This window comes from Acinetobacter sp. Ver3 (genome assembly GCF_000632455.1).
In the GTDB taxonomy this organism is placed as follows: Bacteria; Pseudomonadota; Gammaproteobacteria; order Pseudomonadales; family Moraxellaceae; genus Acinetobacter.
Genome location: NZ_JFYL01000035.1, coordinates 25,985 through 32,039, shown reverse-complemented (window position 1 = coordinate 32,039; position 6,055 = coordinate 25,985). Strand labels below are relative to the sequence as shown.

The following is a 6,055-nucleotide window of genomic DNA, read 5'->3' as shown; positions in this document are numbered from 1 at the left end:
CGTGTTTTTTTATGTTTGTTAATTATTCATCAAGTATGTGCCTAGGTCACACTTAATTCAACAATATTGTCTATAATAAAACTCATTTTTGAATGTGAGCCTTAACCTCCGTGGATGTCAAAACCAAACCTCAATTGATTATTCGTCACTATACCCAAACCACTTCTTATGAAGATCGCTTCCAAGAAATGAAGCTGATGACAGAACAGCGTGACGAACAAACAGCAGATGAATTTTGGATTTTGCAGCACAATTCTGTGCTTACCCAAGGACAAGCTGGCAAACCAGAACATATATTAGTGCCTAGCCATATCCCAGTTGTTCAAACTGATCGTGGTGGACAAGTCACTTGGCATGGTCCAGGACAATTAGTTGCATATTTTATGTTTGATTTAAATCGATTAGGCTGGAATGTCCGTACTTTAGTCAGCTATGCAGAAAATGTCATGATCGATTTATTAAAAAAATACGGTATCGAAGCTTATGCTAAACCAGATGCACCTGGTGTTTATGTTGATGGTAGAAAAATTGGATCTCTGGGCTTTAAAATCCGAAAAGGTCGCAGTTATCATGGACTCTCACTTAATATAGATTGTGACCTGGAAGGCTTCCAAACTATTAATCCATGTGGTTATGCAGGTCTTGAAATGGTCAGAATCTCTGATTTGATAAATCCCTACCCAAGTTTTGATATGTTAGTTCAAGACCTCATTGCCTATCTAAAAAAAAGTGACCTGTTCAGTCAAATTATCGTGAATGATCATTAAAACTCCTTTACTTTGTCATTAGATAATTTTAGAGTATTTACTCTAAATTATAAAACTATGTGATAAGGGACAAGTGAGTGATTTCTATTAACTCTGTAAAGCCCGCGCTAGAACAAGCTTATGTCAAACTCATGCTTGACGTGATTGGCAGAGGCTTAGCGATGGCAAGTCAAGTCGATGAAGAAATAAAACAGGAAATTGCTAAATTTCCTGTCGGCTTCACGATTTCAATGGACGTTTTCAACAGTGATGCAGCATTTATTGCACAAGTGAATCCACAACATCAACTTGTCTTAATCGACCATGCATCAAAAAAACCAGATTTAACGATTACCTTTAAACATATGCATCATGCTTTTTTGGTATTTTCTTTCCAAGAAAGTACTGCACAAGCATTTGCAAATGACCGTATGATTGCTGATGGCGATTTAGGTCATGCAATACGTTTAGTGCGTTGTCTGAATAAAATGGAAGCCCTTATTCTTCCAAAATTAGTCGCTGAACTTGCAGTCAAAGAATATCCGGTCAATCTGTCATTAAAAGAAAAATTGACAGGTGCAGCAAATATTTATCTCAAAGTAGCTCAGTCATATATTAAAGGGAGTGCTTAAGCATGGCTAAACCATATTATGAATTTTTCTGTCCAGTTAAAGTGATTGCTGGTAATGCTGCGCTTGAACACATTCCATTTGAGCTAGATTCAATGGGTTCAAAAAAACCACTCATCATCACAGACAAAGGCGTACGTGCCAATGGTCTACTTGAACCAGTGGAAGCTGCTTTTGCAGCGACAGAAGTAAAAATTGGCTCAATTTTTGATGAAGTTCCACCGGACTCAAGTTTAGAAACAGTAAAAGCCGTGACTGAGATGTATCGTAACAATCAATGCGATGCCATCATTGCAATTGGGGGTGGTTCAGTCATCGACACAGCAAAAGCTGCCAATATTCTCGTCTCCGAAGGAGGCGATGATCTGCTGAAATATTCAGGAGCTCACAACCTACCTCGCCCATTAAAGCCTTTTTTTGTTATCCCAACAACATCAGGTACAGGCTCTGAAGTCACGATGGTTGCTGTGGTTTCAGATACAGCGAATAATCAAAAAATGGCATTTGCTTCAAAATATTTAATGCCTAGTGCTGCAATTTTAGATCCACGTATGACTTTAACATTACCTCCACACCTGACAGCAATGACAGGAATGGATGCAATGACACATGCAGTTGAGGCCTATACGTGTTTGGCAGCGAATCCTATCAGTGATGCTTACGCTACTGCTGCAATTAAAAAAATTAGTGAAAACTTGTTTAGAGTTTTGGAAAATCCAAAAGATGCTGATGCCCGTTTAGAACTTGCTCAAGCATCAACCATGGCTGGAATTGCATTCTCAAATGCAATGGTCGGTATTGTTCACTCCCTTGGACACGCTCTAGGTGCAGTTGCTCACTTACCACATGGTTTGTGCATGAACTTATTCCTCCCTTATGTACTTGATTACAATAAGGATGTGAATGGCGATAAGATTGCTGACCTGTTACTACCGCTTGCAGGTACTGATATCTATGCACAGACACCAGCAAATCAACGTGCAGATAAAGCTATTGCGATTATCAACACAATGCGTGATCGCATTTATGATTTAACTAAACTGCCACGTACATTACGTGAGACAGGCAAAGTTACGCAATCTCAATTAGATGAAGTTGCCGAAAAAGCGTTAAATGACGGATCTATCATTTTCAACCCTAAAGAAGCGACATTAAAAGATTTGAAATCTATCTTAGAAAAAGCTTGGTAATTTTCTCAAAATAAGTAAAGATACGCTTAAAACTAGCCTGATGTTTTTTTAGACATCAGGCTTTTCATTTGTTAGTTGTTTTAACTCATGAGTTCAATATCTTTGGCATAAATCCTGCTAAAAAAACTCGCACAAACTACTGACAAACTGCATCAATTTGGTTTAGATTGGCGCACTTTTGAAAAAACATTAGGGGGGATCGTTCGTCTCAAACGATCCTTAATTGATTTGACTGATCCTTGATCAACGATTAAGAGGATAAAGCCGTTGACTAATATAACTGGGACTCAATCGGCAGCTAAACTGCAAAAAACGCTAGGACTCTGGCACATCATTATTATCGGTTTAGCTTATATTCAGCCAATGACGTTGTTTGATACTTTCGGTTTGGTATCAGAAGAAAGTAATTTCCACGTTCCTACATCATATATTTTTGCACTTGTTGCAATCCTACTGACTTCATTGAGTTATGGTCATATGATCCGTAGATATCCATCTTCAGGTTCAGCGTATACCTATGCTCAAAAATCTATCCACCCTAACGTTGGTTTTATGGTTGGCTGGTCATCATGGTTAGATTACCTGCTCTCCCCCATGGTCAACATCATCCTTGCGGTGATTTATCTTGAGGCTTTATTCCCTGATGTCAATCATTGGGTCTGGGTCATTGTGTTAACAGCATTTATGACAGGTATTAACCTTCGTGGTGCGCGATTTGTTGCAAATTTCAACAGCTTAATTGTATTCGTACAATTAATTGTGATCGCTGTATTTACATGGATGGTCTATACCAAGCTCCAAATGGGATATAACGCGGATGGTCCAATCTCTGCTGAACAACGCTACCAACTTTGGAGTTTAGAACCATTTTGGAATGAGTTAACTTCAGTGGGTGCCTTGATCACAGGTGCAACATTACTCTGCTTCTCATTTACAGGATTTGACTCACTCAGTTCTCTCGCTGAAGAAACTAAAGATACTGAGAAAACGCTACCAAAAGCAATTTTCTTAACTGCTTTAATTGCAGGGATTATCTTTATCGTCAGCACTTACTTCATGCAGATCTATTTCCCTAATAATCCGGGATCATACTTCCAGAATATTGCAGAAACTCAACCTGAAATTTTGTTGTTGGTTGGTGGATCTTTGTTCCAGTCTTATGTGCTTGCATTTGCCATCATTACTGTTATGGCATCAGGTATTTCTGCACATGCAGGTGTATCACGCCTTATGTATGTTATGGGACGCGATGGTGTCATCAATAAGAAAATTTTTGGTCACATCAGCCCTAAAAACTTCACTCCATCATATAACATCATGATTGTAGGTGCAGTCGCATTAACCGCTGGTTTTATGGATTTAGACTTTGTCATTTCATTAATTAGCTTCGGTGCGTTAACAGCATTTAGCTTTGTGAACTTATCTGTTATCTCACGCTATGCGTTACGCGATGGTCGTACTAAAACAGCGAAAGAAATTATTAATTTCGTTATCGTACCATTACTCGGCTTTATTGCAGTATTTGCATTGTGGTTAGAGGTCGATCAAGCATCGCTTAAATATGGTTTGATTTGGGCGATTGGTGGTATTTTGTATTTAGGTTATAAAACCAAAGGCTTTAAATACCCTGCTCCACAACATGATGAGTTTAATGATCGTTAAAAATTGATTTTTTAGAAAAGGCGCTTAGGCGCCTTTTTTTATCATGGAAATTGACCAAAATGATCAAACATCAATCAAAATTTATTATTTAAAAAATAAACTCTACATCATAATATGCAGCTTTATTTCAAAATAATGAGACAAATAACACATTTAAACGCAAATACATGAAATTAAATAAAAAATGATTGGCAAAAAATTACATATTTGTCAGGATACTCATTGACCAAAAATTACACGATGTGTATAAAGAGCAAAATATTTGAGTAAAAGCTCTAATAATATTCATTACACAGGGAATGTAATAATGCGTTTGAATACACTTACTGGGGCGATTTTGGTCGCAATGTTTCCAACCGCGGGCGCTTATGCTGCAGCTATGGATCGTTCAGGCCAATCGATGAATGGCTTTTTACAGCCAGGAAACTATGTAGATTTTAGTTACTCAATTTTGGATGCTGATCTTTCAGGAACAATGAGAACTGAACCTTCGGGTCCTGCATCTGCAGGATTAAGAGACCCGAATGGTTGGAATATGCCTACAGCAGATGATATTAACGCAGGTGGGGAAATTGCGGGCTCAAATTTAAGTGATATTGCAGACACGTTCGGATTTGCAAATATTAATTTAAAATTTCAAGTGACTGACAATATTTCATTAGGTTTAATTTATGACCAACCTTTCGGAGCAAAAGCCTCTTATTCAAATTCTGATAAAAAACATTCCAGAGTCAACAGCTCAGGACGATTGCCATTAGGTGACCTTGAATCTGCGACAAAATATGGTGCATTTCACAGTGAGTATGGCAGTACAGAGGCTGAAGTATCGACAAATAGTTTATCTCTAGTCGTAGGCTTCCAACCTAATGAACACCTTAATTTTTATGCAGGCCCAGTTTATCAAACAGTAAAAGGTGATCTTAGTTTACAAGGAACTGCTTACAGTCTATTAGGTGGTTATTTATGTAATTCACAGACTAGTGGTGTAGCACTGTGTAGTACTTTTAAGGAAAAAGGTACAGGTTCAAGAGATCTTCTTGGTCGTGATACAAGAAAAGATTATCAAGGCTATAAAGCAAGTATGCCTGAAGAAGGTGCTTTTGGTTGGCTAGCGGGTGCTGCATTTCAAATTCCTGAAATAGCATTAAGAGCTTCATTAACCTACAGATCAAAAATTTCTTATTCAGTTCAAGCTGAAGAAAGTATGCCTGAAGTGATTACAGATACATTACCTATTGTACATCCAGGGTGGCATATTGTAGATAAAATTGGGGCACTTGGTACCGACTACCAATATGCAGAAGGTAAAACCTCAGCATCAACTCCACAATCAGTTAACCTTGATTTCCAATCAGGTATCATGGCTGATACATTAGCTTATATCAATTTACGTTGGGTAGATTGGTCTGAGTTCAAAATCCGTCCATACAAATTTGGAGTTTTAACTTCTTCGATTACTGAGGGACAAGGTAAAGGACCTCGTGGTTTCGACTTAATCGCTTATGAAAAAGATCAAATATCTGCAACATTCGGTATCGCAAGAAAATTAAATGAAAAACTCGCATTGACCATTATCGGAGGATGGGACTCTGGTGCAGGTGAATATGTTTCTACCTTAGGTCCATCTGAAGGTTTTTGGAGTGCAGGATTAGGTGGTCAGTACAGCTTTAATAAAAATACATTCATTCAAGCGGGTGCACGATATTTTTGGTTAGGTGATGCAAAAGCTCAATCTGCTAGTTGGTTCGGAACCGATCGCTATGATGCAGATTTTAAAGACAATACAGCTATTGGATATAGCTTTAAAATTGGTTACCGTTTCTAGAGT

At 38.0% G+C, this 6,055-nt stretch carries 5 protein-coding genes; all 5 read left to right on the top strand.

The window, feature by feature from the left end:
- Nucleotides 1-110: 110 nt before the first annotated feature.
- The 5 genes from lipB to CL42_RS10200 all read left to right on the top strand — a co-directional run bounded on the left by lipB (nucleotide 111) and on the right by CL42_RS10200 (nucleotide 6,052).
- A complete protein-coding gene (lipB, locus tag CL42_RS10220; protein ID WP_035267889.1) occupies nucleotides 111-767 on the top strand; it encodes a lipoyl(octanoyl) transferase LipB in 657 nt (218 codons plus the stop codon).
- A 77-nt stretch (nucleotides 768-844) separates the two neighbouring features.
- Nucleotides 845-1,378: a hypothetical protein gene (locus CL42_RS10215; RefSeq protein WP_035267888.1), complete on the top strand. Its 534-nt coding sequence runs from the start codon at nucleotides 845-847 to the stop codon at nucleotides 1,376-1,378.
- A gap of 2 nt (nucleotides 1,379-1,380) precedes the next feature.
- Entirely contained in the window at nucleotides 1,381-2,565 is a 1,185-nt protein-coding gene (locus CL42_RS10210) for an iron-containing alcohol dehydrogenase (RefSeq protein WP_035267887.1), read from the top strand.
- Nucleotides 2,566-2,832: 267 nt separating this feature from the next.
- Complete coding sequence (locus CL42_RS10205) at nucleotides 2,833-4,227, top strand: APC family permease (protein WP_035267885.1); 1,395 nt, start codon at nucleotides 2,833-2,835, stop codon at nucleotides 4,225-4,227.
- A gap of 307 nt (nucleotides 4,228-4,534) precedes the next feature.
- Complete coding sequence (locus CL42_RS10200) at nucleotides 4,535-6,052, top strand: outer membrane protein transport protein (protein WP_035267884.1); 1,518 nt, start codon at nucleotides 4,535-4,537, stop codon at nucleotides 6,050-6,052.
- Nucleotides 6,053-6,055: the final 3 nt, after the last annotated feature.

What these genes read in the sequence shown, in the direction of transcription:
- CL42_RS10200 (WP_035267884.1), top strand. Translation starts at nt 4,535, where the DNA reads ATGCGTTTGAATACACTTACTGGGGCGATTTTGGTCGCAATGTTTCCA.
- CL42_RS10210 (WP_035267887.1), top strand. Translation starts at nt 1,381, where the DNA reads ATGGCTAAACCATATTATGAATTTTTCTGTCCAGTTAAAGTGATTGCT.